Source organism: Neorhizobium sp. T25_13 (genome assembly GCF_002968675.1).
GTDB classification, from domain to species: domain Bacteria; phylum Pseudomonadota; class Alphaproteobacteria; order Rhizobiales; family Rhizobiaceae; genus Neorhizobium; species Neorhizobium tomejilense.
This window is the reverse complement of record NZ_PVBI01000005.1, coordinates 151,452-176,865: the sequence shown is the minus strand read 5'-3', so window position 1 is coordinate 176,865 and position 25,414 is coordinate 151,452. Positions and strand designations below refer to the sequence as shown.

General features: G+C 60.6%; 31 protein-coding genes. 17 read left to right on the top strand and 14 right to left on the bottom strand.

Annotated elements, in window-relative coordinates:
* Window positions 1-15 precede the first annotated feature (15 nt).
* From mutM to C5J22_RS13575, 6 genes are all read left to right on the top strand, one after another.
* Window positions 16-894, top strand: coding sequence for a bifunctional DNA-formamidopyrimidine glycosylase/DNA-(apurinic or apyrimidinic site) lyase (mutM, locus tag C5J22_RS13600; RefSeq protein ID WP_105438646.1), 879 nt, complete (start codon window positions 16-18; stop codon window positions 892-894).
* Between the two features lie 38 nt (window positions 895-932).
* Complete coding sequence (locus C5J22_RS13595; RefSeq protein ID WP_105438645.1) at window positions 933-1,706, top strand: enoyl-CoA hydratase; 774 nt, start codon at window positions 933-935, stop codon at window positions 1,704-1,706.
* 190 nt (window positions 1,707-1,896) lie between these two features.
* A complete protein-coding gene (gene rpsT / locus C5J22_RS13590) occupies window positions 1,897-2,163 on the top strand; it encodes a 30S ribosomal protein S20 (protein WP_038594489.1) in 267 nt (88 codons plus the stop codon).
* Window positions 2,164-3,019: 856 nt separating this feature from the next.
* Window positions 3,020-4,585 carry a chromosomal replication initiator protein DnaA gene (gene dnaA / locus C5J22_RS13585; protein WP_105404222.1) on the top strand — a complete coding sequence of 522 codons (1,566 nt, stop codon included), beginning with the start codon at window positions 3,020-3,022 and terminating at the stop codon, window positions 4,583-4,585.
* A gap of 38 nt (window positions 4,586-4,623) precedes the next feature.
* Window positions 4,624-5,208: a LysE family translocator gene (locus C5J22_RS13580; protein WP_245440372.1), complete on the top strand. Its 585-nt coding sequence runs from the start codon at window positions 4,624-4,626 to the stop codon at window positions 5,206-5,208.
* Window positions 5,209-5,217: 9 nt separating this feature from the next.
* Window positions 5,218-5,811 carry a bifunctional 2-polyprenyl-6-hydroxyphenol methylase/3-demethylubiquinol 3-O-methyltransferase UbiG gene (locus C5J22_RS13575; RefSeq protein ID WP_105438644.1) on the top strand — a complete coding sequence of 198 codons (594 nt, stop codon included), beginning with the start codon at window positions 5,218-5,220 and terminating at the stop codon, window positions 5,809-5,811.
* A gap of 10 nt (window positions 5,812-5,821) precedes the next feature.
* Here C5J22_RS13575 and hemW read toward each other — a convergent pair whose 3' ends face one another.
* Genes hemW through rph form a run of 4 tightly spaced genes read right to left on the bottom strand, consistent with a single transcriptional unit; the run spans window position 5,822 to window position 8,821 of the window.
* Window positions 5,822-7,015 carry a radical SAM family heme chaperone HemW gene (gene hemW, locus C5J22_RS13570; protein WP_105438643.1) on the bottom strand — a complete coding sequence of 398 codons (1,194 nt, stop codon included), beginning with the start codon at window positions 7,013-7,015 and terminating at the stop codon, window positions 5,822-5,824.
* A 6-nt stretch (window positions 7,016-7,021) separates the two neighbouring features.
* Window positions 7,022-7,666, bottom strand: a complete 645-nt coding sequence (gene rdgB, locus C5J22_RS13565) for an RdgB/HAM1 family non-canonical purine NTP pyrophosphatase (protein WP_105438642.1) — start codon at window positions 7,664-7,666, stop codon at window positions 7,022-7,024.
* Between the two features lie 8 nt (window positions 7,667-7,674).
* Window positions 7,675-8,082 (bottom strand): VOC family protein, encoded by a 408-nt coding sequence (locus C5J22_RS13560; protein WP_105438641.1) that lies wholly within the window; start codon window positions 8,080-8,082, stop codon window positions 7,675-7,677.
* A 22-nt stretch (window positions 8,083-8,104) separates the two neighbouring features.
* Window positions 8,105-8,821, bottom strand: a complete 717-nt coding sequence (rph, locus tag C5J22_RS13555; RefSeq protein WP_105438640.1) for a ribonuclease PH — start codon at window positions 8,819-8,821, stop codon at window positions 8,105-8,107.
* Between the two features lie 177 nt (window positions 8,822-8,998).
* On the opposite strand from rph, the gene hrcA reads away from it, so the two are divergent.
* Both hrcA and grpE read left to right on the top strand, forming a co-directional pair.
* Entirely contained in the window at window positions 8,999-10,078 is a 1,080-nt protein-coding gene (hrcA, locus tag C5J22_RS13550) for a heat-inducible transcriptional repressor HrcA (RefSeq protein WP_037079489.1), read from the top strand.
* 117 nt (window positions 10,079-10,195) lie between these two features.
* Entirely contained in the window at window positions 10,196-10,837 is a 642-nt protein-coding gene (gene grpE, locus C5J22_RS13545; RefSeq protein WP_105438639.1) for a nucleotide exchange factor GrpE, read from the top strand.
* Between the two features lie 54 nt (window positions 10,838-10,891).
* Here grpE and C5J22_RS13540 read toward each other — a convergent pair whose 3' ends face one another.
* Entirely contained in the window at window positions 10,892-11,254 is a 363-nt protein-coding gene (locus tag C5J22_RS13540; RefSeq protein ID WP_105438638.1) for a VOC family protein, read from the bottom strand.
* A gap of 88 nt (window positions 11,255-11,342) precedes the next feature.
* Here C5J22_RS13540 and C5J22_RS13535 point away from each other — a divergent pair, with 88 nt between their 5' ends.
* The gene (locus tag C5J22_RS13535; RefSeq protein ID WP_105404214.1) at window positions 11,343-11,666 is read left to right on the top strand and encodes a helix-turn-helix transcriptional regulator; all 324 of its coding nucleotides are present in this window, start codon (window positions 11,343-11,345) and stop codon (window positions 11,664-11,666) included.
* A 73-nt stretch (window positions 11,667-11,739) separates the two neighbouring features.
* On the opposite strand, the gene ptsN is transcribed toward C5J22_RS13535, so the two are convergent.
* From ptsN to lptC, 6 genes are all read right to left on the bottom strand, one after another.
* On the bottom strand, window positions 11,740-12,204 hold the full coding sequence (ptsN, locus tag C5J22_RS13530) for a PTS IIA-like nitrogen regulatory protein PtsN (protein ID WP_038539110.1): 465 nt from the start codon (window positions 12,202-12,204) through the stop codon (window positions 11,740-11,742).
* Window positions 12,205-12,280: 76 nt separating this feature from the next.
* On the bottom strand, window positions 12,281-12,856 hold the full coding sequence (gene hpf / locus C5J22_RS13525) for a ribosome hibernation-promoting factor, HPF/YfiA family (protein WP_105404212.1): 576 nt from the start codon (window positions 12,854-12,856) through the stop codon (window positions 12,281-12,283).
* A gap of 248 nt (window positions 12,857-13,104) precedes the next feature.
* Window positions 13,105-14,661 carry an RNA polymerase factor sigma-54 gene (gene rpoN, locus C5J22_RS13520; protein ID WP_105438637.1) on the bottom strand — a complete coding sequence of 519 codons (1,557 nt, stop codon included), beginning with the start codon at window positions 14,659-14,661 and terminating at the stop codon, window positions 13,105-13,107.
* Window positions 14,662-14,850: 189 nt separating this feature from the next.
* Window positions 14,851-15,657: an LPS export ABC transporter ATP-binding protein gene (gene lptB, locus C5J22_RS13515; RefSeq protein WP_371412008.1), complete on the bottom strand. Its 807-nt coding sequence runs from the start codon at window positions 15,655-15,657 to the stop codon at window positions 14,851-14,853.
* A gap of 12 nt (window positions 15,658-15,669) precedes the next feature.
* A complete protein-coding gene (locus C5J22_RS13510; RefSeq protein WP_046630413.1) occupies window positions 15,670-16,224 on the bottom strand; it encodes an LptA/OstA family protein in 555 nt (184 codons plus the stop codon).
* Window positions 16,225-16,236: 12 nt separating this feature from the next.
* Window positions 16,237-16,905: an LPS export ABC transporter periplasmic protein LptC gene (gene lptC, locus C5J22_RS13505; RefSeq protein WP_105404210.1), complete on the bottom strand. Its 669-nt coding sequence runs from the start codon at window positions 16,903-16,905 to the stop codon at window positions 16,237-16,239.
* 207 nt (window positions 16,906-17,112) lie between these two features.
* Here lptC and sppA point away from each other — a divergent pair, with 207 nt between their 5' ends.
* From sppA to C5J22_RS13490, 3 genes are all read left to right on the top strand, one after another.
* Window positions 17,113-18,069 carry a signal peptide peptidase SppA gene (gene sppA, locus C5J22_RS13500; protein WP_105438636.1) on the top strand — a complete coding sequence of 319 codons (957 nt, stop codon included), beginning with the start codon at window positions 17,113-17,115 and terminating at the stop codon, window positions 18,067-18,069.
* A gap of 26 nt (window positions 18,070-18,095) precedes the next feature.
* Window positions 18,096-18,395 carry an integration host factor subunit beta gene (locus tag C5J22_RS13495; RefSeq protein ID WP_007759833.1) on the top strand — a complete coding sequence of 100 codons (300 nt, stop codon included), beginning with the start codon at window positions 18,096-18,098 and terminating at the stop codon, window positions 18,393-18,395.
* 102 nt (window positions 18,396-18,497) lie between these two features.
* Window positions 18,498-18,833 (top strand): lipopolysaccharide assembly protein LapA domain-containing protein, encoded by a 336-nt coding sequence (locus tag C5J22_RS13490; protein ID WP_105438635.1) that lies wholly within the window; start codon window positions 18,498-18,500, stop codon window positions 18,831-18,833.
* Window positions 18,834-18,849: 16 nt separating this feature from the next.
* Here the strand turns inward: C5J22_RS13490 and C5J22_RS13485 are convergent, their stop codons facing one another.
* Window positions 18,850-19,305, bottom strand: coding sequence for a carbon monoxide dehydrogenase subunit G (locus C5J22_RS13485; RefSeq protein ID WP_046630421.1), 456 nt, complete (start codon window positions 19,303-19,305; stop codon window positions 18,850-18,852).
* A gap of 175 nt (window positions 19,306-19,480) precedes the next feature.
* On the opposite strand from C5J22_RS13485, the gene C5J22_RS13480 reads away from it, so the two are divergent.
* The 5 genes from C5J22_RS13480 to C5J22_RS13460 all read left to right on the top strand — a co-directional run bounded on the left by C5J22_RS13480 (window position 19,481) and on the right by C5J22_RS13460 (window position 24,743).
* Window positions 19,481-20,590 (top strand): class I SAM-dependent methyltransferase, encoded by a 1,110-nt coding sequence (locus C5J22_RS13480; protein ID WP_105438872.1) that lies wholly within the window; start codon window positions 19,481-19,483, stop codon window positions 20,588-20,590.
* Window positions 20,587-21,447, top strand: a complete 861-nt coding sequence (locus tag C5J22_RS13475) for an RNA methyltransferase (RefSeq protein WP_105438634.1) — start codon at window positions 20,587-20,589, stop codon at window positions 21,445-21,447. Before C5J22_RS13480 ends, C5J22_RS13475 begins: the two co-directional genes overlap by 4 nt.
* Window positions 21,444-21,935 (top strand): signal peptidase II, encoded by a 492-nt coding sequence (gene lspA / locus C5J22_RS13470; RefSeq protein ID WP_105438633.1) that lies wholly within the window; start codon window positions 21,444-21,446, stop codon window positions 21,933-21,935. The genes C5J22_RS13475 and lspA overlap by 4 nt, the downstream gene beginning before the upstream one ends.
* Window positions 21,936-21,989: 54 nt before the next feature.
* The gene (locus tag C5J22_RS13465) at window positions 21,990-23,771 is read left to right on the top strand and encodes a hybrid sensor histidine kinase/response regulator (protein ID WP_105438632.1); all 1,782 of its coding nucleotides are present in this window, start codon (window positions 21,990-21,992) and stop codon (window positions 23,769-23,771) included.
* A 99-nt stretch (window positions 23,772-23,870) separates the two neighbouring features.
* Entirely contained in the window at window positions 23,871-24,743 is an 873-nt protein-coding gene (locus tag C5J22_RS13460; protein ID WP_105438631.1) for a GNAT family N-acetyltransferase, read from the top strand.
* On the opposite strand, the gene C5J22_RS13455 is transcribed toward C5J22_RS13460, so the two are convergent.
* Entirely contained in the window at window positions 24,740-25,129 is a 390-nt protein-coding gene (locus C5J22_RS13455) for a type II toxin-antitoxin system VapC family toxin (protein ID WP_105438630.1), read from the bottom strand. The genes C5J22_RS13460 and C5J22_RS13455 overlap by 4 nt on opposite strands.
* Entirely contained in the window at window positions 25,126-25,365 is a 240-nt protein-coding gene (locus C5J22_RS13450) for a type II toxin-antitoxin system Phd/YefM family antitoxin (protein ID WP_105438629.1), read from the bottom strand. Before C5J22_RS13450 ends, C5J22_RS13455 begins: the two co-directional genes overlap by 4 nt.
* Between the last annotated feature and the right edge of the window lie 49 nt (window positions 25,366-25,414).

Here is a 25,414-nt window from a genome sequence, read left to right as displayed (position 1 = left end):
GGAAGTTAGTCGATCATGCCCGAATTGCCAGAGGTGGAAACCGTCCGGCGCGGTCTCGCCCCGGCAATGGAAGGTGCGGTGATCGCCAGGCTGGAACTCAATCGCCCGGACCTGCGCTTTCCACTCCCGGAGAATTTCGCCGATGCCGTCAACGAACGTCGTATCGCCTCGCTCGGCAGGCGCGCCAAATACCTGCTGATCGACCTGGAGGAAGATCTGACCGTGATCAGCCATCTCGGCATGTCGGGATCGTTTCGGATCGAGAACGAAGCGCTCGGCGAGTTCCACCATCCGCGCTCGAAGGATCAGAAACACGATCATGTCGTCTTCCATCTGAGACAGAAGGAAGACCTGCTGCGCGTCATCTATAATGACCCGCGCCGCTTCGGCTTCATGCAGCTTTGGAAGCGCAGCGAGCTCGATCTTTATCCGGCCTTTGCCGAGCTCGGGCCGGAGCCGACCGGCAATGCCCTCGATGCGGACTATCTGGCGGCGAGGTTGGCGGGCAAGAGCCAGCCACTCAAGGGCGCGCTGCTCGACCAGACGGTGATAGCGGGTCTCGGCAATATCTATGTCTGCGAGGCGTTGTGGCGCTCGCATCTTTCGCCGAAACGCGCCGCCGGCAGTGTCGTGACCAAGACCGGCAGGCCGAACAAGGAGCTGGTCCTCCTCAACCAGTCGATCCGGGACGTCATTGCCGATGCGATCGCTGCCGGAGGTTCGTCGCTGAGAGATCATATCCAGACGGATGGCTCGCTTGGCTATTTCCAGCACTCCTTCTCCGTCTATGACCGGGAAGGCGGCGCTTGCCGCACACTGGGCTGCAGCGGTACCGTCGCGCGCATCACCCAGGCGGGCCGCTCCACATTCTATTGCCCCGTCTGCCAGAAATAACGGCTGTCAGAAGCAGAAGAGCTAAGAGGAGACATTCGATGAGCTACGAAACCCTGCTGACCGAAACCCGGGGCGCCGTCGCGCTCATCACCCTCAATCGCCCCAAGGCGCTGAACGCGCTGAACTCGACAGTCATGGCCGAATTGACCGAGGCGCTTTCCGCATTCGGCAAGGACGAGGCGATCGGGGCGATCGTGCTCACCGGCTCGGAAAAGGCGTTTGCCGCCGGCGCCGATATCAAGGAAATGCAGGACATCGATTTCGTCGAGGCCTATGTCAACGACTTCATCTCCGGCTGGGAGGCGATCGCCGCGACCCGCAAGCCGATGATCGCCGCCGTCTCCGGTTTCGCGCTCGGCGGCGGCTGCGAGCTTGCCATGATGTGCGATTTCATCATCGCCTCCGAAACCGCGAAGTTCGGCCAGCCGGAGATCACACTCGGCGTCATTCCCGGCATGGGCGGCTCGCAGCGGCTGACCCGGGCGGTCGGCAAGGCGAAGGCGATGGATATGGTGATGACCGGCCGGATGATGGATGTCGCGGAAGCCGAGCGGGCAGGGCTGGTGTCGCGGATCGTTTCGCCGGAGCGGCTGATCGACGAGGCGGTCGAGGCGGCAGCGAAGATCGCCTCCTTCCCGCGCGCCGCGGTGCTGATGGCAAAGGAGGCCGTCAACCGTTCCTTCGAGGGCACGCTTGCCGAAGGCCTGCGCTTCGAACGGCGGCTTTTCCATTCGCTGTTTGCGACCGCCGACCAGAAGGAAGGCATGGCCGCCTTCGTGGAAAAGCGCAAGCCGCAGTTCTCCAACCGGTAAATCGCGCAAAAGCGGATGGTCATCCGCCAAATGCGCGTTGACTGGGGCAGGTATTCCGGTTATATGCCCGCCCACAGTTGGGAAAGCCTGATCATGGCTTCCTCTATTGCTCCCGAATTGCTGGATTGATGGTCGCAAGGACCGGCGCGGCAACGGCGGAGTTTGGTTCGAATTCGTAGAGAGGCATGAAATGGCCAATACAACTTCGGCGAAAAAAGCGACCCGCAAGATCGCTCGCCGTACCGCAGTCAACAAGTCCCGCCGCTCGCGCGTTCGCGGCTTCATCCGCAAGGTCGAGGAAGCCATCGCTTCCGGCGACATGACCGTTGCTGCAGAAGCCCTCAAGGCTGCCCAGCCGGAAATCCAGCGCGCAGCTACCAAGGGCGTGCTTCACAGCAACACGGCATCCCGCAAGGTGTCCCGTCTTGCTGCACGTGTGAAGGCCCTTTCGGCCTGATCATTTCACAAACTGTATCATAATGAAGCCTGGTCCTCTTGACCGGGCTTTTTGTGATTCTCTCAGGCCTCCTTATATTTATCCGGCTCATTAACAATTTCGTGTCATCGGCGTGACAGAAAATAGTTATTTTAATCAGTGGGTTACTGGAGGTCTATGAGTCTGTGGGTGACTTTGGTGATGGCTAAAAGCCCCCAGATGGAGTCAAGCAGATTTTTATTTTTTCTGTGAACGATCGTTCAGAATGTATGTCATTTTTGAATCCCATTGATTCAACAGCGATTCTCCATGAATGCCTCTGTGACATTCAAATCACGCTCGCGGAGTCAACGCCCGCCTCTTAATTTTGCGTAAAATTCATCATTGATCTTGGCATTTGATCCTGCCTAAATGCCTTCAGCAAGGGGCGCGGGGATTACTTCAGAGGGCTGCCGAGTACCGTCACATGTTGGACGGCAGGTAGACTTTTACCCTTTGCAACGGGATAAATTCTCCCGTTTTCCTGATAACCATCGGTTGCGATCCGGAAATTGGCATTTCCGGAAACGATCGGTTTTTGTCAACGCGATCCGGTCCCAGTGTCCGGATGAAGGAGGTGGAAGAGGTTCGGACGGCTCACGATGAGGATGAGGGCGTTCGTATATGTGGGGTGGCTCCCGCAAGCGCAGACCGTTCACGAGGCGGGCTGGGCGTGACCTTCGATCGGCTGCGAGGACGAGAGAAGGTTTTGAAACAAAGGGGACGGGCGGCGACGGTTCTCAATGATTGGGAATGGTTTGCTATGCCTTGAAACGAAGTTTGTTCTGGCGGCGGTAACGAGAACCGCCAGGCTACGAGATTTGGAAGGCGGCGAATTATGCATATGAATACTATATCAGCCCGTGCAGGTAATGGGGATCACGCGCGGCAGGCATTTGATTCAAGTTGCTCCCAGGCGGCAGGGGAAACGACAGAAATGAAGCATAATGCTCTTTTTGAGCGGTTTAGTGCGCGTTTGAAAGCACAGGTCGGTCAGGATGTTTATGCAAGCTGGTTCGGGCGTTTGAAGCTGCATTCCGTCTCAAAGAGCGTTGTTCGGCTCACGGTACCCACCACTTTTCTGAAGTCCTGGATCAACAATCGTTACCTCGATCTGATCACCACCATATTCCAGGCGGAAGACGCCGAGATCCTGAAGGTGGAAATCCTGGTGCGCAGCGCAAGTCGCAGCATCAAGGCGCCCGTGGCAGGTGAAGAGCGCAGTCTGGCTCCGGAACCTGCTGTTGTTGCTTCGTTTCCGCGTTCTCAGGGCCCTCGCGAGATTGGCAAGATCGCCACTTTCCCGTCGCCGTCCGCTGCGCCGACGCGTTCTACCCAGGCTCCCGGACCGCTGTTCGGCTCTCCGCTCGACAGCCGCTTTACCTTCGACACCTTCGTGGAAGGCCCGTCGAACCGGGTAGCGCTTGCTGCCGCGAAGACCATCGCTGAAGCGGGCGCCAGTGCTGTCCGTTTCAATCCGCTCTTCATTCATTCGGGCGTCGGCCTCGGCAAGACGCACCTTCTGCAGGCGATTGCCAATGCCGCCGTTGGCAGCGAGCGCATGCCGCGGGTCGTCTATCTGACGGCGGAATATTTCATGTGGCGCTTTGCGACCGCGATCCGCGACAACGACGCGCTGACGCTGAAGGACTCGCTGCGCAATATCGATCTGCTGATCATCGACGACATGCAGTTCCTGCAGGGCAAGATGATCCAGAACGAGTTCTGCCATCTCCTGAACATGCTGCTCGACAGCGCCAAGCAGGTGGTGGTTGCCGCCGACCGGGCGCCCTGGGAGCTGGAATCGCTCGATCCGCGCGTCCGCTCGCGTCTGCAGGGCGGTGTGGCGATCGAAGTCGAGGCGCCGGACTACGAGATGCGCCTCGAGATGATCAAGGGCCGCCTGGCGACTGCCCGCCAGGACGATCCGTCGCTGGATATCCCTGCGGAAATCCTGAGCCACGTCGCACGCAATGTGACCGCCAGCGGTCGCGAGCTGGAAGGCGCGTTCAACCAGCTTCTGTTCCGCCGCTCCTTCGAGCCCTCCCTGTCGATCGAGCGTGTCGATGAGCTGCTCGCCCATTTGGTGGGCGCAGGCGAAGCCAAGCGCGTCCGCATCGAGGACATCCAGCGCATCGTCGCCCGTCATTATAATGTGTCGCGACAGGAACTGGTCTCCAACCGCCGCACTCGCGTCATCGTCAAGCCGCGCCAGATCGCCATGTATCTGTCGAAGACGCTGACGCCGCGTTCCTTCCCGGAGATCGGCCGCCGTTTCGGCGGCAGGGACCACACGACCGTCCTGCATGCCGTCCGCAAGATCGAGGAATTGATTTCGGGTGACACGAAGCTCAGCCACGAGGTAGAACTGCTGAAACGGCTGATCAACGAGAACAACGCTTAAAATCCATGTTTCTGCTCTCTGTCGCAACGATCTGGGCCGTGGCGTGCATAACGCCAGGGCCCAATACGCTTCTGGTCATGCGTTATGCGCTGACCGCGCCGCGCCGCGTGCCGATCCTGGCGGCGATGGGGACCATTACCGGCACGCTTTGCTGGGGTTTCGCCGGCTGGCTGGGGATCAATGCCCTCTTCCAGGCGGCTCCCTTCGCCTATGTGGCGCTCAAGATCGTCGGCGGGCTTTACCTCGTCTGGCTTGGATTGAAGATATTCCTGGATGCGCGAAAGTCGCGCCAGTCGGCTGATATCGTGGCGGCTCGTATCGAGGTGCCGCTCAAGACCGCCTACAGGATGGGGCTGGCAACCAACCTTGCCAATCCGAAATCTGCGCTCTTCGTCGCCAGTCTTTTCGCTGCGACCATGCCGGCCGGCACGCCCTTCCTGTATGGCCTGGCGGCGATTGCCGTCATGGTCGCCGTCTCGACGGTCTATTATACCTTCCTGGTCGCGCTGATCACCCACCGAACCGTGGCCGCAGCCTATCTGAAGGCGAAGAAGAAGATCGATCTGGGCGTCGGCATGGTTTTTGTCGGCTTTGGCACCAAGCTGCTGATGTCGCAGCGCTGAGGATCATCAATGGCTATCGAAAAGGATCCGACGGCCAGCTTCTACAGCGAAAACGCGGTGACCTACGCGGCGCATTCCGCACCGAGCACGCACCGCCTCGATAGCTTCCTGTCAAAACTCGCACCTGGTGCCGCCATCCTCGAACTCGGCTGCGGCAGCGGGCGGGACAGCGCGGTGATGATCACGCGGGGTTTCGACGTCACGCCCACGGATGGCACGCCGGAGATGGCGGAGGAGGCTGCCAGACATCTGGGCAAGCCGGTTGGCGTGCTCCGTTTCGGGGAGATCGATGTTGTCTCGGCGTTTGACGGCATATGGGCCAATGCGTGCCTCCTGCATGCGCCGCGGGCGGAGCTCGGGGGCATTCTCGGCCGCATCCACAAGGCCTTGCACCCGGGCGGCGTCTTCTACGCGAGCTTCAAGGCTGGCGAAGCCGAAGGTTATGATGGCCTCGGACGTTATTATAACTATCCGTCCAAGGCTTGGCTAAGCGCGGCCTACGGGGCTTCCGCCTGGGCTTCTGTCGATATCGATGAGGTGCACGGCAGCGGTTACGACAAAAAGCCGACCGACTGGCTGCATGTGCTGGCGGTAAAAGCCTAGAGGCCGGATTTCAGCAAGCCAGATCGGCAACCACTGCGTCGAGGATCAGCATGCCGGACGGCGTGCAGCGCAGACGCGAATTGCCGAGGCGTTCGATGAAGCCGTGTTCCAGCAGCCGCTCCTCGCGGATCGGGTCCGGGTCCCGGCCGGAAAGCTGCTGCCAGCGGGCGAGATCGACGCCTTCCCGCAGGCGCAGGCCCATCAACAGCAACTCGTCGGCCTGTTCCTCGAAGCCGAGGATTTCTTCGTCCAGCATGCCGTGCCCGACACGCTCCACCTGTTCCAGCCAGGTTTCGGGACGCCGTTCGGTGGAGGTCGCGATCTTGTTTCTGCCGCGCATCAGGCGCCCGTGGGCGCCCGGTCCGATGCCGGCATACTCGCCATAGCGCCAATAGGTCAGGTTGTGGCGGCTTTCAGCACCGGGGCGGGCGTGATTGGAAACCTCGTAGGCCGGCATGCCGAACCGCTCGGTAATTTCCTGCGTCGCCTCGTAGAGCGCTGCGGATTGGTCGTCATCCGGCACGATCAGCTTGCCGGCCTTGTGCAGGCCATAGAAGGGCGTGCCTTCCTCGATGGTGAGCTGGTAGAGCGACAGATGGTCGACCGCGTAGGATATCGCTTCCTTCAATTCCGCTTCCCAAGCCTCGACCGTCTGTTTCGGTCGTGCATAGATGAGGTCGAACGACATGCGCGGAAAAATCTCCCGCGCCAGCCTGATCGCCTTCAGGGCATCGGCAACGTCATGCAGCCGACCGAGGAACTTGAGGTCCGGATCGTTGAGTGCCTGCACGCCGAGCGAGACGCGGTTGACGCCGGCAGCGCGATAGCCTCGGAAACGGGTTGCCTCGACGCTGGAGGGATTGGCTTCCATGGTGATCTCGATACCGTCAGGAACATGCCAGTGCTTGGCGATGCCGTCGAGTATCGCCGAGACCGTGGCAGGATCCATCAACGAGGGCGTGCCGCCGCCGAGGAAAATGCTGGTGACGGTTTTCGGGCCGCTCATCCGCCGCATCACTTCCATTTCCTTCAGAAAGGCGGCGGTGAAGCGCGGCTGGTCCACGGGCTGGTGGCGCACATGGCTGTTGAAATCGCAATAGGGGCACTTGGCCGCGCAGAACGGCCAATGCACATAGATGCCGAAGCCCGGTTCGCCGGTATCGGGCAGAAGGGTATCGGGAAGGAGAGGGGCGACTGAATTCAAAGCGCCTCAAGCCTCCAGGCAGGTTTCGACGAAACGCTTGAAGGCCCGCGCGCGGTGCGAAAGCGCTTCCGGCTCGCCGGGTTTCCAGCCATGTTTCTGATCACTGCTCATTTCACCGAAGGTAATATCATAGCCCTGCGGTTGGAAGACCGGGTCATAACCAAAACCCTGGGTGCCGCGCGGCGGCCACGCCACGGTGCCTTCCACCTCGCCGCGGAACATTTCCGTGTGTCCATCCGGCCAGGCGAGACAAAGCACGCTGACAAAGCGGCAACCACGCTGCTCCGGCTTGGTCGCACCGCGCTCCTCCAGCGCCTTCTCGACCTTTTCCATCGCCATCTGAAAGTCGCGGCTGCCATCCTCACGCTCCGCCCAGTTGGCGGTATAGACGCCTGGTGCGCCGTCGAGCGCGTCGATGACGATGCCAGAATCATCCGACAACGCCGGCAGTCCGGAGGCTCTGGCGGAGGCGAGCGCCTTGATCGCGGCGTTTTCCTCGAATGTCGTGCCCGTTTCGTCGGGCTCTTCGAATTTCAGCTCGGCGGCGGATTTCGCGGAAAAGCCGAAGGGACCGATCAGCTCTGCAATCTCGCGGATTTTTCCGGCATTGTGGCTGGCGACGACGATCGTTTTCGTATCGAGCTTGCGCATTACAATTCCTATTCGATATTCCAGAGCCTCGGCTCTGCGCATTCCAGGCTGTTGCCGGCCGGATCGCGGAAATAGATTGAGCGGGCACCGTTCGGCCAGCGGAAATCGCTTTCGATGGCAATGCCTGCCTTGTTGAGCTTTTCCTTGAGCAAGTCAATCGCCTCGCTCGTCATGCGAAAGCAGATATGCCCGGGTCCCGTCGCACCATGGGGCGGAACCGGTAATGCACCGGCCGGTGATGGCTTCACCGTCTCGGCAGGATTGAAGATCAGCAGGATGCCCGGCCCGCAACGGAAGAACACATGCCTGTTGCCGGCGCGCAGAACCTTTTCAAGCCCGAGAATGCCGCCGTAGAAGGTCTCGGCGGCATCGAGATCGTCAGCATAAAGTGCAGTTTCGAGAATGCCTTCGATCAAACAGCACCTCTTTCAGCGAGTGTCAGGCAATCGCCTGCTTCTGCATCGCCACCAGTTCCTGCGTGCCGTCCTGGGCCAGTGCCAAAAGCTTCAGGAATTCCTCCTGGCTGAAAGGCTTGCCCTCGGCCGTGCCCTGCACCTCGACAATGCCGCCGGTGCCGGTCATCACGAAATTCGCATCCGTTTCCGCAGCCGAATCCTCGATATAATCGAGGTCGATAACCGGCTGGCCGGCAAAGATGCCGCAGGAGATCGCCGCGACATGGTCCTTCAGCACCTTGTCAACCTTGGTCATCGAGCGGGCTTCCATCCACTTCAGGCAGTCGTAGAGCGCAATCCAGCCACCGGTGATCGAAGCGGTGCGCGTGCCGCCATCCGCCTGGATAACGTCGCAGTCGATGGTGATCTGCTTTTCGCCGAGCGCTTCCAGATCAATGACGGCGCGCAAGGAGCGGCCGATCAGGCGCTGGATTTCCTGGGTGCGGCCGCCCTGCTTTCCGGCAGCGGCTTCGCGCTTCATGCGGTCGCCTGTGGCGCGCGGCAGCATGCCGTATTCGGCGGTCACCCAGCCCTTGCCGCTGTTGCGCAGCCACGGCGGCGTCTTTTCCTCCAGGCTCGCGGTGCACAGCACATGCGTGTCGCCGAACTTGACGAGGCAGGAACCTTCGGCATGTTTGGAGAAATTGCGCTCCAATGAGACCTTGCGCATCTGGTTCAACTGTCTGCCTGAAGGCCGCATGCTTCACTCCCTGGATTTCTGTTTCCGCCTTCTACGGCCCCGGCCAGGCTTTTGCAAAGAAAAAGGCCTAAGGCGCTCTGCGGGCGATTGATTATGCCCGTGGCGATTTTCCCTTTGGAGAAGGCGCGGCGAATGACTATATTTTGTCGAAAGAACAACGGAACGGTGAAGTTTTAGATGGGATTTTCGGCATCGACGGGTAGGGACAGCGGCTCTGTGCTCGATGACCGTTCGCGCGAAATTTTCCGCCGCATCGTGGAAAGCTATCTGGAGACCGGCGAGCCGCTCGGCTCTCGAAACCTTTCCCGCCTGCTGCCCATATCGCTGTCGCCCGCGTCGGTGCGCAATGTGATGAGCGATCTCGAGGAACTCGGGCTCATCTACTCCCCGCATATCAGCGCCGGCCGCCTGCCGACCCAGTCCGGGCTTCGCTTTTTCGTCGATGCTTTCATGCAGGTCGGAGACCTCTCCGCCGAGGAGCGTGCCAATATCGACCGGCAAATCCGGCCCGCGGATCGCGATCAGCCGATGGAAAGCCTGATGGCGGAGGCGAGTCGCATGTTGTCGGGCGTCTCGCGCGGCGCCGGGATCGTCATTACCACCAAGAGCGACCCGGTCCTGAAGCACGTCGAGTTCATCCGCCTCGAGCCGACCAAGGCGCTTGCGGTGCTTGTCGGGGATCATAACCAGGTGGAAAACCGTATCATCGAACTTCCGGCCGGCGTGACGTCGTCGCAGCTGACCGAGGCGGCCAATTTCCTCAACGCCCACCTGAGCGGCCAGACGCTTCCGGAACTGCGCGGCCAGCTGAAGACGCTCAAGGATCAGGTGCAGGGCGAGCTCCATGCGCTCTCGCAGGAACTGGTCGAGCGCGGCCTTGCGGTCTGGTCCGGCGACAGCGAGGAAGGCAAGCCGACCCAGCTCATCGTCCGCGGCCGGGCCAATCTGCTCGAAGGCCTGGCGGATGTGGCCGATCTCGATCGCCTGCGGTTGCTTTTCGACGATCTCGAAAAGAAGGACAGCCTGATCGAGATCCTCGATCTCGCCGAGAAGGGACCGGGCGTGCGAATCTTCATCGGCTCGGAAAACAAATTGTTCTCCCTGTCGGGCTCCTCGCTCATCGTGGCGCCCTATCGTGACGGCGAAGACCGGATCGTCGGTGCCGTCGGGGTCATCGGGCCGACGCGGCTCAACTATTCGCGCATCGTGCCGATGGTGGATTACACCGCGCAGCTGCTTGCCAGGCTGTCGCGCTGAATTCGCGACCGAGCCGCCCCAACTTTCCCAGCAAGCCTTGATTTTTTCACTTTAAACCTCGATATCGGGCACAAATCCAAGCCCGTAAATCCAAGCCAAGAATAACCGGAGACCGTCATGACCGACGAAACCAACAAGAACGGACCTGACGCAACTGCCGCGGAGAACACCGTGGAAGCCGTAGCATCTGCTCTTGAGGACGCGGCCAACCAGAAGAATGCCGAGGCGCCTGCCGCCGAACCGGATCCGCTGGAATTGCTGAAAGCCGAAAATAATGAGCTGCGCGACCGCTTCCTGCGGCTGGCGGCCGAAATGGACAACCTGCGCCGCCGCACCGAACGCGAAATCAAGGACGCTAAGTCCTATGCGGCGGCCGGCTTTGCGCGCGACATGCTCGCCGTTTCGGACAATCTTCGCCGGGCGCTGGACGCCGTGCCGACCGAAATGCGCGCCACGGCGGATGCCTCGCTGACCACGCTCCTGGAGGGCGTCGAGATGACCGAGCGCTCGATGCTGTCCGCTCTGGAGCGCCACGGTGTGAAGAAGATCGATCCTGAAGGCCAGAAGTTCGATCCGAACTTCCACCAGGCCATGTTCGAGATCCCGAACCCCGCCGTCCCGAACAATACTGTCGTTCAGGTCGTCCAAGCCGGCTTCACGATCGGCGAACGCGTGCTCCGGCCTGCCATGGTCGGTGTCGCAAAGGGTGGCCCGAAGGCGGAAGCCTCCGCGGAAGCCGCCGGCGAAAAGAACGCCTGACCTCTACGATTTGCCGGGCGGCCTCGCGCCGCCCGGCCTGTTTTGTCTGAGCGCCTACCAGGCCTCCGGTTCCCGCACCATGTGAATGATATTGGCGGGGCTGGTGATCCAGCCGCCTTTGAAGCCTTCCGGCAGCGGCTCGATCGTGTCGCAGCGTACGACGCCCGATTTCTCAAGATGCGCTGCCGCATCGTCGAAATCACCCGTAAACAATTCCAGCCATATCTCGGCCTGGCTCATCATCGGCGCCTCGTCGATCCAGAGCTTGTTCGGCCCGAGTTCGAAACCGATGGCGGGTGCCTTGTCGATGAACTCCTTGAGGCCGATCGTGTCACGGTAGAATGCGATCGTCGCCTGATATTGATGCGACGGGACCTTCATGGCGATGTCGATGCCGCCGTATAGCCTGTCCGTCATGGCATTCTCCTCCTCTTCACCGTGGAAAACCGGAACCGCGATATGCGAGTTCCTTGCTGGCAGGCAAAATATGTTATAAAAACATAACATGTCAAGCGAAGCGGATATCGACGCAGTTTTCAAGGCGCTTGCCCACCCGAGGCGGCGGTTGATCCTCGATGAATTGAAGGGCCGGCCGCAAACCACCGGCAGCATCTGCGAGACCTTCGCCGACATGGATCGCTGCACGATCATGCAGCATCTGAAAGTGCTGGAAGAGGCCGATCTGGTGATTGTCAGGCGCGAGGGCAGGGAGCGCTGGAACTACCTCAATTCCCTGCCCATCAAGTCCATCAACGATCGCTGGATCGGCGATTATGCCGCCCATGCGGTGAGACTTATGGATAGGCTGAAATCGGATCTGGAAGGGTAGCACGCAAACAAAACCGCCCGGCGCTTTGTCAGCGGCCGGGCGGTTCGTTTCGTCCCCACGAATGTGTATGCGGTCAGGCGGCGTGGTTTGCCTGCTCCTCGTTGAGGAAGGCATAGATCGCCGAAGCGGAATCGGTCTTGCGCAGCTTGGCGACAAGGTCCTGGTCGCGCAGCACGCGGGCGATGCGCGACAGAGCCTTCAAATGATCGGCGCCGGCGCCTTCGGGTGCGAGCAGCAGGAACACCAGATCGACCGGCTCGTCATCGAGCGCTTCGAAATCGACGGGCGCTTCAAGACGCGCGAAAATGCCCTTGATCGACGAGATGCTGTTGAGCTTGCCGTGCGGGATGGCGATGCCGTGGCCGACGCCGGTGGAGCCGAGCCTTTCGCGCTGCAGGATGATGTCGAAGATTTCTCGTTCGCTCACGCCCGTCAGCTTGGAAGCCTTGGCCGCCAGCTCCTGCAATAGCTGCTTTTTGGAATTTACCTTTAGGGCAGGAATAATCGCATCTTGCTGCAGCAAATCTGCCAATGCCATTCTCGTCATCCTTCGTGCCGCAAGAGCTTGTGCCCTAGGCGAAGGGGAGCGCCGTCTCCGACGCTCTCCCCAGGTGTCAGTTCTTGATATTGGTGGAATCGATCCAGCCAATATTGCCGTCATTGCGGCGGTACACAATGTTCAGATGTTCCTTGCCGGGGCTGCGGAACAGAAGAACAGGTTCGTCTGTCATATCAAGTGCCATGACGGCGCTTGCGACCGTCATCGTCTTCAACTGCTTCGAACTTTCCGCGACAATAGTCGGCGCGAAATCCTCGGGCACTTCCTCCCCTTCATCCGGTACGCTGTCCATAACAGTGTAGGCAACTTCCGCAAAACCATTCACATGGTTGCCGGCATGATGATCCTTGAGCCGCCGCTTGTAGCGGCGCAGACGTTTTTCGATCCGCTGCGCTGCGGCGTCGAAACTGATCTGCGGATCATTCGCCTCGCCAGCCGCATGCAGGACGATCCCGGTATCGAGATGCACCTTGCAGTCGGCAGAAAAGCGCGAACCAGCCTTTTCCACGATGACTTGGCCTGAATAGCCTCCGTCGAAGTATTTTGTAACCGCTTCTCCGATTTGGTCCTCGATCCTCTGACGGAACGAATCGCCAATTTCCATATGCTTACCGGATACACGCACACTCATGGAGTTCTTCCTTCTTGTCGTGACTTGCGTGTTCCAGTCTACGCCAAGCCGTCCCCTCATCCAAGCCGTTCACACGCCACCGCGCTAAATTGCTGCAATCGATGCCTGTCTGGATGATGGGATAGGTTTCGTGCCATGTCCCGTGCAGTTGCGGCGGGCTTCTAGCGCCCGATGTTTTAAATGTCAACGGCGGCCGGTCTCGGGTTTTCTGCGTAGGCCTGTGGAAAACCGCCTGTTTCGGCCGCGTTTCAGTATGCCGCGACCCCGGCGATCGCACGCTTTTCGCGGCGGCGCTGAACGGAGGAGGGGATGTTCATCGCCTCGCGATATTTAGCGACGGTCCGGCGCGCCAGCTCCACGCCGCCGCGTTTCAGGCTGATTACGATATCGTCGTCCGAAAGCACCGCCTCCGGCGTCTCCTGGGCGATGAGCAGGCGAATCCGGTGGCGCACGGCCTCGGCCGAATGGCTGTCGCCGCCTTCCTCCGCCGAGCCGATCGACACCGTGAAGAAATATTTGAGTTCGAACAGGCCCCGCGGCGTCAGCATGTATTTGTTGGAGGTGACGCGGCTGACCGTGGATTCATGCATCTTGATCGCTTCGGCAACGGTCTTGAGGTTGAGCGGCCGCAGGTGGTCGACGCCGTGCATCAGGAAGGCATCCTGCTGGCGGACGATTTCGGTCGCCACCTTCATGATCGTCTTGGCGCGCTGGTCGAGGCTGCGCGTCAGCCAGTTGGCGTTCTGCATGCAGTCGGAAAGGAAATTGTGATCGTCGCCGTTTTTCGGGCAGTTCTTGGAGACCGTCTGGAAATAGGTATGGTTCACCAGAACGCGCGGCAGGGTGTCCGGATTGAGCTCCACCATCCAGCCGCCGTCGGGCGATGCCCGCACGACGATATCCGGCGAAATCGTCTCCGACATGCCGCGCTCGAAACCCGCGCCGGGCTTCGGGTTGAGGCCGCGAATTTCCCCCAGCATGTCGATCAGGTCTTCGTCGTCGACACCGCAGATTTTTCGAAGCGAGGCGAAGTCGCGTTTGCCAAGCAGATCCAGATGTCTGATCAGCGCATCCATGGCCGGGTCGAGCCGGTCCTTTTCCCGAAGCTGGATTGCCAGACATTCGCTGAGCGATCGCGCAAAGACGCCCGGCGGATCGAGTGTCTGCAGCGAGTGCAGGATGGCTTCCACATTCTCGGCGCTTCTGCCGAGGCGGGCGGCGATCTCCTCGATGTCGCCCAGCATGTAACCGGCCTCGTCGAGCTGATCGACGAGATGCTGAGCAATCAGGCGGCTGGCCGCATCGACGATCAGGAAGGGAATCTGCTGGTTCAGGTGGTCGCGCAGCGTCACCTGGCCGGCGACGAAATCATCCAGGTCGTAGTCCTCGCCGGACTCGCCGCCCGGCATCGATTTCCACTGGCTGAGAAGCTCCGGCGCATCGGCGCGCCGCACCGGGCTGTCGTCCGGGAAGACGTTTTCGAAGCCCGTATCGAGCCCTTCGCCGAGCCTTTCGGCGCTGATGGAGGAGGAGCCCTCATACCAGTCGCTGTCCACTTCGGCGGCGGCCGAACTCTCGCGGCCTTCTGTCGGGGCAAAGTCGTCGGCGGTTTCGAAGCCTGTTTCCGCGTCGTTTTCGCTCTCGCTTGACGTAATTTCGAGCAGCGGGTTCTTTTCGACTTCCTGGGCGATGAACTGGTTGAGCTCGAAATGCGTCATCTGCAGCAGCTGGATGGATTGCATCAGCTGCGGCGTCATCACCAGCGATTGGGTTTGGCGTAGGAAAAGATTAGCGGATAAACCCATGGCGGACGCGAAACTCCCCTGCAATCCCCTTGAACCACCCGGTCATGGAGTGGTGGACGCTCGACTTCGCCGAGCCCCACAAGGCCAAATTTGCATCTGGCACAAGAATTGCTTTTTTGAAAGATTTGGTCAAGCGCTGCAGTGCGGGAAAGTAAATTTCTTTGTCACGCTGCAACGACCAATTCGCGCCTAGAGGCTGAACTTGTCACCGAGATAAAGACGGCGAACATCCGGGTTGTTGACGATATCGTCTGCCCGGCCATGCGTGAGTACTTCGCCCGCGTGGATGATGTAGGCCCGGTCGATCAGGCCCAGCGTCTCGCGGACGTTGTGATCCGTTATCAGAACGCCGATCCCGCGCGCCGTCAAGTGGCGTACGAGGTTCTGAATGTCGGAGACCGAAATAGGATCGACGCCGGCAAAAGGTTCGTCGAGCAGCATGAAGGCCGGGTCGGTCGCAAGCGCCCGGGCGATTTCGAGGCGCCGGCGTTCGCCGCCGGAAAGCGCCACGGCCGCCGATTTCCGCAACTGGCTGATGTGGAACTCTTCCAGCAGTTCGTCGAGCTTGCTCTCCCGCTTGTCCCTGTCGGGCTCGTGCACTTCCAGCACCGCGCGGATGTTTTCCTCGACGGTCAGGCCGCGGAAGATCGAGGCTTCCTGCGGCAGATACCCCACGCCCAGGCGGGCGCGGCGATACATCGGCATGTGGGTGACTTCGTTGCCGTTGATCGCGATCATGCCTTCGTCCACCGGCACCAGGCCGGTGATCATGTAGAAACAGGTCGTCTTGCCCGCGCCGTTCGGCCCGAGCAGCCCGACGGCCTCGCCGCGGCGCACGACCAGTGACACGCCGTTGACGACGCGACGGGTATCGTAGGTCTTCGAAAGACCATGCGCGACCAGCGTACCCTCGTAGCGCGCTTTATCGCGTACGACGAAGGGTTCGGGCGCGGACGGCTTCCTTGCCGACAGACTGGGGAGGAACGGTATTTTCACGTCAGATGTCTATTATTGCTTTGGTCGCGATTTCGGGTCGAGCAGGATTTCGACGCGCCCGCCACAGGCGTCGAGCTTGGCCTGGCCGGTTTCCATCAGTACGGTGAGTTTGCAACCCTTGAAGACGTTGGGGCCTTCGGAGAGCACGACCTGCTTGCCGGAAAGCACGAAGGTCTGGGATTTCATGTCGAACTCGCCCTTTTCGGCGGTCGCCTGCTGCGTTCCCGAGGTCAGGAATACCGTCTCGTCAAGGAAGATCTTGTCGATATTGGCGCTGCCCGAGGTCACCGAGCCACCTTCACCCGTATAAAGAACCGTCATCTTGCCGGCCTTCATCGTGGTCGTGCCCTGCACGACCTGGACGTTGCCGGTAAAATAGGCCTTCTTTTCCTGCTCCTTGATCTCGAGCTGGTCGCTCTGGATCTGGATCGGCTGGTCGCCGGAAAGCTTCAGGCCTTCCATCTGGCTGGTGGTGGTCTGGGCATGTGCGGTCGCTGCCAGACAGGAGATAAATCCTGCCGCGATCAGAACTGCGGTATTGCGTGTAAGAAGGCGGCGATTGATCATGACGGCCGGGCTCTACTTGCCTTGGTTGCGGATGGTGGCTGGATCGAGATGGAGGCGAACCTGGCCCTTGAAGGTGATGGTACGCCCCTTATCCGTTATCTTTAAAGACTCTGCAACAATAGAGCCTTCTTTCATGGAGATATCGACGTGCTCGGGTGATTCCATCACACCTGCGTTAATATCGAGGTGCGCGGACTTGAAGCGGGCGGTGATCCCGTTGCTCAGATTGACGTCGAACGGGGAGTTGAGATCGAGCATGTCGGTGCCGCGGTCGAAGTCGGCGACGGTCGCGGTCACCCGCGCGATCACGTCGTCGTTGACCGGGACGGCGGCCTTGACGTCCTCGAGCGTGATCATGTTCGAGTTCTGGATATCCTGCAGCGCGCGGTTGGCGGTCATCGAGTAGCTGATGCCGTCTTTGTTGCGGCCAGAGATCGCCGGCCGTTCCATGACGATCTTGCCGTTTTCGATCCGGGCGTTTTCAATCGAGAGGTTCTCCGGCAGATAGGCGCGGATGATCGAGACCCCGATGAAGGCAGCCGAAATCACGCCGGCCAGGATCGGCAGCAGTATCTTGAGCCTGCGCACGATGGCGGAATGCGCCAGCGCCGCCTGATAGGCATCCGGGCGCGGCTCCAGCGCCGACGTAAAGCCTGCCGTTTTTCGAATATGCTGCAGCATGAGTGCCGGATAGTTCCTTACTAGCCCATCTCCGTTCTCATCCCGGTTGTGCCGGATGGAGCGGTTGTGAGCTTTGCTTTGTCCGCCAATATGGTTTTGATTCAATCAACAAACAATAATGGACAACATAAAAACGTGATGTGGTCTGCTGCAAAACACGCTAGAGAGCCTATTTAGCAACGGCGGTTCAGCTCGAAGGGTGATTTCATGGATCAAATGGCAATTGCGGACCGGCGTTCCCTGCGCCGCAAGCTGAGTTTCTGGCGGATCGTCGCACTTGTTTTCCTCGTCGGCATCGGGTTCGCGCTTTACCGTGTCGTTGCCGGCGACGGTGTCGGATCTGCGGTGCCGCATGTCGCCCGCATCCAAATCTCGGGCATGATCATGGATGACAAGGATCTGCTGGAGCGCCTCGACAAGATCGCCGAAAGCAGCCAGGCCAAGGCGCTGATCGTCTCGATCTCTTCGCCGGGCGGGACGACCTATGGCGGCGAGCGCATCTTCAAGGCGATCCGGAAGGTTTCCGAAAAGAAGCCCGTCGTTTCCGATATCCGCACATTGGCCGCCTCTGCCGGCTACATGGTCGCCATGGCCGGCGACCAGATCGTCGCGGGCGAAAGCTCGATCACCGGCTCGATCGGGGTGATCTTCCAATACCCGCAGATCGACGAGGTGATGAAGAAGATCGGCGTCTCTCTGCAGGAGATCAAGTCTGCCCCGCTGAAGGCCGAGCCGTCGCCCTTCCATCCGGCAAGCGAGGAAGCCAAGACGATGATCCGCAACATGGTCATGGACAGCTACGCCTGGTTCGTCGATCTCGTTGCCGATCGCCGCAAGCTGCCGCGCGACGAGGTTCTGAAGCTCGCGGACGGCACGATCTTCACCGGCCGCCAGGCGCTCAGCGCCAAGCTTGTCGACAAGCTGGGCGGCGAGGAGGACATCCGCGCCTATTTTGAATCGCGCGGCGTTTCCAAGGACCTGCCGGTCGTTGATTGGAAGGAGCGTAATTCCTCCTCGTCCTTCTGGTTGGCGAGCGCCGTCAGCGAGTTGTTCAAGCTCTCCGGTTTCGGCCAGGCAATCACTCCCGACGCCCTTCGCACCTTCGGCGCAGACAAGTTGTTTCTTGACGGTCTTGTCTCCGTTTGGCAGGTTGGGCGCGGTTGAAAATCTAAACTTTTCAGGGGGCAACCGTGATCAAGTCAGAACTGGTGCAGATCGTCGCGGCTCGCAATCCGCATCTCTACCACCGCGACGTCGAGAACATCGTGAATGCCGTGCTCGACGAGATCACAGATGCCCTGGCAGGCGGAAATCGTGTCGAACTACGCGGCTTCGGCGCGTTTTCCGTCAAGAACCGTCCCTCCCGGTCCGGCCGCAATCCGCGCACCGGCGAGAGCGTTTTCGTCGAGGAAAAATGGGTTCCTTTCTTCAAGACAGGCAAGGAACTGCGCGAGCGCCTGAATCCGGGTCTTGACGACGAAGAGGATTGATCCCTTCGACGCAGCTTCCGTCGCCCTTGAAACCCCACAAAGCGCGCCTATTCTGCAACAGACGCTGGTAAAACAGCAGACAGTCTGCTGCCGGAGATTCACATGGATAAGTTCAAAAAGATCGTCTCGCTCGTGGTCTTCGTGCCGCTCGGCATCGTGATGATCGTGCTCGCCGTCGCGAACCGCCAGGCGGTGACCCTGGCGCTCAATCCCTTCCGGCCGGAAGACGGCATGCTGGCGGTGAGCGCACCGTTTTTCCTGTTCCTGTTCCTGGCCTTGCTGATCGGGATGTTCATCGGCTCGTTCGTGACCTGGTGGAGCCAGGGCAAGCACCGCAAGCAGGCTCGTGTCGAAGCGCGCGAAGCGGTCCGGTGGCAGAACGAACACAAGGCCGCCGTCGCTGGACGGCCGGCCTCGGCGCAACTTCCTTCGAAGTAAATTCAGGCGAAGTAACTTAGGCTTGCGCGGCCTTGGCGACCACGGCCTTGTTGAAATCCGCGAAGAACTGGCCGGCGAGCTTCTGCGAGGTGGAATCGATCAGCCGCGAGCCGAGCTGCGCGATCTTGCCGCCCACCTGAGCCTTGGTGGAGTAGCGCAGCAGCGTATCGCTGCCGTCTTCGACCAGAGTGACGGTCGCGGAGCCCTTGGCAAAACCGGCGATGCCGCCCTTGCCCTCGCCCGATATCGTGTAGCTTTCCGGCGGGTTGATGTCGGAGAGTGTCACTTCGCCGGAGAAGTTCGCCGAAACCGGGCCGACCTTCAGTTTGACGGTCGCGGAGAGCTCGGTCGGAGACTTCTGTTCGAGCGTCTGGCAACCGGGGATGCACTGGCGAAGGATTTCCGGGTCGTTCAACGCCGCCCAGACCACGTCGCGGGGTGCTGCAATACGTTCTTCGCCGCCCATATCCATGCGATGATCCTCCATCCGCCGTTGCTAGCCTTATTGCAAGGGTGGTGATCTTTGCCAAGGGGGACAAAAGGCGGACAGGCCGGGTCATCAATAAAACACGCCGCCATCGGCTCCCCGGCTTTGAAGAATGGCGAGCAAATGCTATCTGCTGCCGCAAGTCTCAAAATCCAGGCGGATGAACGTATTGAAGAACAAGGAAAGGCGGCCGGGTGAAAAAGCCCGGAGCGAGGCGGGCAACCGGTCCTCCCGCGGGCACGCCACCGCAAAACCGGCGGCAGTCAGGCAGGCCCCACGGCCGCCGGAAAGGGCCGCCAAACCCGCGCCGGCCGCAGTACCGGCGGAAACCCGTCCGCTTTTGCCGCGCAGCGGCGAGCGGCCGCCGGAGCGCGTGCCGATCATTCTCGAATCGTTCGGTGCCGGTGACTTTCACCTGATCGATAGCGGCAACGGCCTCAAACTCGAGCAATACGGTCCTTATCGCATTGTCCGGCCGGAAGCTCAGGCGCTCTGGCAACCGTCTCTTCCCGCCCACGTCTGGGAAAAGGCGGATGCGCTCTTTACCGGCGACACGGACGAGGACGGCATGGGCCGCTGGCGGTTCACCAAGGAAGCGCTGGGCGAAACCTGGCCGCTGTCGCTACTCGGCACCGATTTTCTCGGCCGCTTCACGTCCTTCCGCCATGTCGGCGTCTTCCCGGAGCAGATCGTTCACTGGGAGTGGATGAAGAACCGCATCGAGGAGGCGAAGCGCCCGGTGAAGGTGCTCAACCTGTTCGGCTACACAGGCGTCGCATCGCTGGTCGCGGCGGCTGCCGGGGCGGAAGTCACTCATGTGGATGCTTCCAAGAAGGCGATCGGCTGGGCGCGGGAAAATCAGTCGCTCGCTCGTCTCGACAAGGCGCCGATCCGCTGGATCTGCGAGGATGCGATGAAGTTCATCCTGCGCGAGGAGCGTCGCGGCAACCGCTACGACATCATCCTTACCGATCCGCCAAAATTCGGCCGCGGCCCGAACGGCGAAGTCTGGCAGCTTTTCGATCATCTGCCGCTGATGCTCGACATCTGCCGCGAGCTGTTGTCACCGAAGGCGATCGGCCTTGTCCTGACCGCTTATTCCATCCGCGCCAGCTTCTATTCCATCCATGAGCTGATGCGCGAGACGATGCGCGGCGCCGGCGGCGCCGTGGAATCGGGCGAGCTCGTCATCCGCGAGGCGGGGCTGGACGGCAAGACGCCGGGCCGCGCGCTTTCCACTTCCCTTTTCAGTCGCTGGGTGCCGGTATGAACGACGATTTTCAGAAGTCCGGACCACGGCGGGTCGGCCAGGTGAAGGAAGTCACCTCGCTTTCCAATCCGATCATCAAGGACATCAAGGCGCTCACCAACAAGAGGGACCGCGAAGAGAGCGGCACCTTCATGGCCGAAGGCCTGAAGCTCGTCATCGACGCGCTGGAGCTCGGCTGGGAAATCCGCACGCTGGTCTATGCCAAGGCGGCCAAGGGCAAGACGCTTGTCGAGCAGGTGGCGGCAAAGACCGTCGCCCATGGCGGCCTGGTGCTGGAAGTCAGCGAGAAGGTGCTCTCGTCGGTCACCCGCCGCGACAATCCGCAGATGATCGTCGGCATTTTCGAGCAGCGCTGGAAAAGGCTCGACGATCTGCGGCCGGGCAGGGACGAGACGCTGGTCGCGCTCGACCGCGTGCGCGATCCTGGCAATCTCGGCACCATCATCCGCACCGCCGACGCGGCCGGCGCGACCGGGGTCATCCTGGTCGGCGAATGCACTGACCCGTTTTCGCTGGAAACCGTGCGTGCCACCATGGGCTCGGTCTTCGCGGTACCGGTCGTCAAATGTTCGCCGGAAGAATTCCTGATCTGGCAGAAGCGCTCCGGCACCCAGGTCGTGGCGACCCATCTCGCCGGCGCCGTCGATTATCGCACCGTGGATTACTCGAAAAAGCCGGTCGTGCTGCTGATGGGCAACGAGCAGTCCGGCCTGCCGGATAGCCTCGCCAGGGCTGCCGATCGCACCGTTCGCATTCCTCAGCAGGGCAGGGCGGACTCGCTCAACCTCGCCGTCGCGTCCGCCGTGATGCTCTTCGAGGCCCGCCGCCACCTGCTAACCCTGGACGAGAAGAAATGACCGCACGCGTAGCCCTTCTTTCGCGGCCTCTGGTGGCTCTGATCGTCATCGTCATCGCCGTCATTCTCGATCAGGTGGTGAAGATCGCCGTCGAGAATTATCTTCCGATGCAGGAGGCGGTTCCGCTTCTGCCGGTGCTTGCGCTCTACCGAACCTACAATCTCGGCGTCGCCTTCTCACTGCTGTCCGGCATGGAGCGGGAATTCATCGTCGGCATGCGGGTGCTGATCGTCGCCTTCGTGCTCTGGCTCTGGCGCCGCACCCCGAAGGAGCGTCCTTTCGCCCACAGCGGCTTCGCGCTGATCATCGCGGGCGCGATCGGCAACCTGATCGACGGCTTCGCCTATGGCCACGTGATCGACTACATCCTGTTTCACACCGAGACGTGGTCCTTCGCGGTCTTCAATCTGGCGGACAGTTTCATCACCATCGGGGCAGGCCTGGTCATCCTCGACGAGCTGTTCGGCCCGAAAAAGGCTGATCAGTAAAATTTTACCTGATTGCTCTAAGAATTGGGAAAGAAACCCGGTTAGTCTTTCCCAATGCGAGATATCGCCGACATACATGAACGGATCTCGAAGGCGTTCGCGTCTCCCGCCGCGGCCGATATGGCCGAACCGGTGCCGGAAAAGGTCGTGCCCGCATTGGGGTTGCGGCAGGATGAAGAAAAGAGGGCGCCGCGCAGCATCTTTGCCTCGCTCTTTTTCCGGATATCCGAGTGGCGCCGCCAGCGCACGGTTCCCCGGCTCCAGCATGCGTTGAGGAATGCAGAGGCGGCCAGCGCTGCGAAATCCCGGCAGATCGCCACCGTGGTCCATGAAATCCGCACGCCGCTCAACGGCATTCTCGGGATGACGCATCTTCTCGGCCAGACCAAGCTGACGGCGGAACAGCAGAACTATCTGAGCGGCATTCGCCAGTCCGGTTATGCGTTGGCGCAGCTCGTCGAAGACCTGCTCGATTATTCGACGCTGGAAGCCGGCCGCTTCCGGCTCAACAACCGGGCGGAAAATCTCCGCCACCTCATCGAAAATGTCGTCGAGATGCTGGCGCCGCGCGCCCACGAGAAGCGCATCGAGATCGCCGCGACGATGACTGCCGATCTCCCCGACCTTCTCGATCTCGATCCGGGCCGCATCCGGCAAGTGCTTTTCAATGTTATCGGCAATGCGGTGAAATTCACCGCTCATGGCGGCGTGCTGGTGCGGGCGGCGGTAGAAGACGGCAACGTCGCCATTGCCGTCATCGATACCGGTCCCGGCATGGCGGTCGATGAACTGACGCGGGTTTTTGGTGAATTCGAACAGGCTGGGTCTGCCGAGGCCCGCAGTGGCGGCACCGGTCTCGGTCTCGGCATCGCCTCGCGCATTCTGACGGAGTTCGGCGGATCGCTTTCCGTCGCCAGCCAGAGGGGGACCGGCAGCACGTTCACGATCCGCTTCCCTCTGCATTTCGCGGAAACGGCGCAATCGGGTACCGGAGAACGCAATCAGTTGCTGGCCATCTCCCGGGTTCTGCTTCTGGCGCCGGAAGGACCTGCCGCCAAGGCGACGGTCGCGACGATCGAAACGCTTGGCGGGCGCTGCCGGCATGTCGCCAACACGGCCGACGCCCAGATGCTGATCGACCGCGCCGAGACAGGTCTGCTGCCCTATACCGACCTGATCGTCGATCACCGGCTGGCCTCCGATTATGCAAATGAAAAGGCGCATGCGCCGCTCCACCGCATCCTGCTCGTCAACCCGGAGGAACGCGCTTCCCAGCCGCAGGATTTTTTCGACGCCTGGCTTATCCGGCCGCTCCGGGAAAAATCCCTGATCGACGTCTTGAGCGGCCGCCTGCGCGGCTTCGGCACACGCGACGCGCTGAATGACAACCAGGCCATGCCCCCGCCGCCCGTTATCGAAAGACATGGGGAAGGGCTCGAGGTGTTGCTCGGTGAGGACGATCCCGTCAATGCGCTGATCATCCGCTCGGTTCTTACAAAGGCCGGACACCGGGTCCGTCTCGTCGACGACTTCCCGACGCTGATCGAGACGGTACTCAACCGGGACATGCCGCTCGATCTCATCATTTCCGACATGTATATGCCCGGAGGAGATGTTTTCAATCTCCTGGCGGCGCTGCGTGCCGAGGAGCAGGAGGGCGCCCGCCCTCTGGTCCCGGTGATCGTGCTGACAGGCGAGAGCCGTGAAGCGACGCATCGCGAGGTGCTTCTGAATGGGGCCAGCCGCGTCTTCGCAAAGCCGGTCGATCCGCTGACACTTCTGGAGGAGGTCCGAATTTTGGGAGTTCTCTCCACCGAGCGCCAACAGGCGCGTTGACGCGACCATCCCTGGAACCTATTGTGACAGCGAATGTCACGTTCTTGTCGCAGAGAAGTGATTTAAGGCGGTGATCGAACCGGGACGGGGAGAATCACCTTGGCAATCGAACTCCTGAACCGTGAAGTGATACCTGAAACAACCCAGGCGCCGGCCTCTGCTCCGGTAAGCGGCGATGTCTTCGGCCGCATTGGCACGCTCGAAACGCGGCTTGCCCGCAGCGAGCGTGAAATCGATGCCGCGCAGGCGGTTCGCTACCGCGTTTTCGTCGAAGAAATGCACGCGACCTTGAGCCCGGACGCCATGCGCCGCCGCCGCGACGTCGACGCCTTCGATGCGATCTGCGACCACCTTCTGGTCGTCGACAACGCAATCGAGGGTGATATCGAAGATCAGATCGTCGGCACCTATCGCCTGCTCCGCCAGGAAGTGGCGCTGGCCAATAACGGCTTCTATTCGGCGTCGGAATTCGACATCGAGCCGCTGCTTGCGCGTCATCCCGACAAACAGTTCATGGAACTCGGCCGCTCCTGCGTGCTGCCGGACTATCGCACCAAGCGCACCGTCGAACTGCTCTGGCAGGGCAATTGGGCCTATTCGCTGAAGCACGGCATGAACGCGATGTTCGGTTGCGCGTCCTTCCCGGGCGTTTCGCCCGAAGAACACGCCATGGCGCTGTCTTTCCTGCACCACACGGTTTCGACCAAGGGCGATTGGGCGGTTTCGGCACGGCCGGAACTCTATCGTTCGATGGACCTGATGCCGATGGAAGGCGTCAACACCCGCAAGGCACTCTCCCTGTTGCCGCCGCTGATCAAGGGATATCTGCGCCTCGGTGCCATGGTGGGCGACGGTGCGGTCATCGACCACGCCTTCAACACCACCGACGTGCTGATCGTCCTGCCGATCGCCTCGATCTCGGACCGCTACATCACCCACTTCGGCGCTGATGCGGGACGGTTTGCGAGCTAACGGACAAGCCTTATGGGACCGTCGTATTGTGCGACGGTTTCATCCGAAGTCAGCAGCAGCATGCCTTCGGAAATACTCTGTGCGATGAGAATCCGGTCGAACGGATCCTTATGGATCGGAGGTAGGTTTTCCACAGCAAGAGCATGTTCGGTGCTCACGTGTAATTCCTGAAATCCATTGTCGAGCAAAGCGCGATGTAAAACGCGCGGACTGATATTGAAACCACTACGATTGAGCGCTCGTTTGATAGTCAGCTCCCAGAGGCTGGCGGCACTGAAGAAAAGCTCATTTTCCTCATCTTCGATGATGGCACGCATTTCGTCGGTGAGCTTTGGCGCGTCGTCGGCGAACCAAGCGAGGATATGAGAATCCGGGAGAACTCTCATTTCCCGTAAAACATCTCTTCAATTTCCTTGGCGAACATTGTGTCAAAATCATCTGGAACGGATGCGTAGCCTTTTAGAAAGCCGGCCCGTCGCTTCTTCTTCGGCGCTTCCGCCAGCGGCACGACCTTCACCATCGGCTTGCCGGCCTTGGCGATGACGAACGCTTCGCCCTTTGCCGCCTCTTCGACGAGGCGCGACAAATGGGTCTTGGCTTCATGGATGTTGACGGTTTTCACGGAGCAAGTCTCCAAGTGGACTTAGTTCACTGAACTTAGTCCACTTGGG